Consider the following 626-nt stretch of genomic DNA (forward strand, 5'->3'; position numbering starts at 1 on the left):
GCTTGTTGGTGTAACTCTACAGAAGTCAAAAAACGACGACCATCGGGATAATATAACTCTAAACCCGTGGGCGGAAATTCAAAGCGAATCTGGAGGCGAGGACTCACCCAACCAGACATTTCCTCAATCATTTTTAACTCACTCTCACCACGCCGCCATCCCGCCAAATCCAAACGCTCCGGGTCATATATATAATATTCTTCCACCCCATAACGCTCATAAAACTTAAATTTCCGGTTCATCTCCGCCAAACGATTCCCCGGTGAGAGAATTTCAAACACCACCTGGGGCGCTATATTATCTTCCTCCCACTGCCGATAGGAACCTCGATGACCTTTCGGCCTGCCTATGGCTACCATGGCATCGGGGGCTTGACGGGTTTTATTATCTCCTTCCACCGGATACCAGAGTAAATCTCCCGCCACGAACACATCAGGCCGATTGGCGAACAAAATTTCTAAGTTTTCTTTAATTACCACAATCCACTGGAATTGCTGGGTATTTTCTGCCATCGGCTGTCCGTCACTGTCTGGATAAATTACGGTTGGGGAAACTTGTTGAACCATAGTTATTTTCTCCGACTAGATGAGTCGGGCTAATCTCTGAAGCTGTTTTCTAGTATAGCC

General features: G+C 46.6%; 1 protein-coding gene. It reads right to left on the minus strand.

The features are described from left to right. Positions 1-566, minus strand: a 566-nt coding sequence (locus tag P5683_RS25585) for a Uma2 family endonuclease (protein ID WP_315641271.1), incomplete at its 3' end; no start/stop codon positions are given. Positions 567-626: the final 60 nt, after the last annotated feature.

Origin of the sequence: Limnospira sp. PMC 1279.21 (assembly GCF_032349615.1) — a bacterium.
In the GTDB taxonomy this organism is placed as follows: domain Bacteria; phylum Cyanobacteriota; class Cyanobacteriia; order Cyanobacteriales; family Microcoleaceae; genus Limnospira; species Limnospira fusiformis.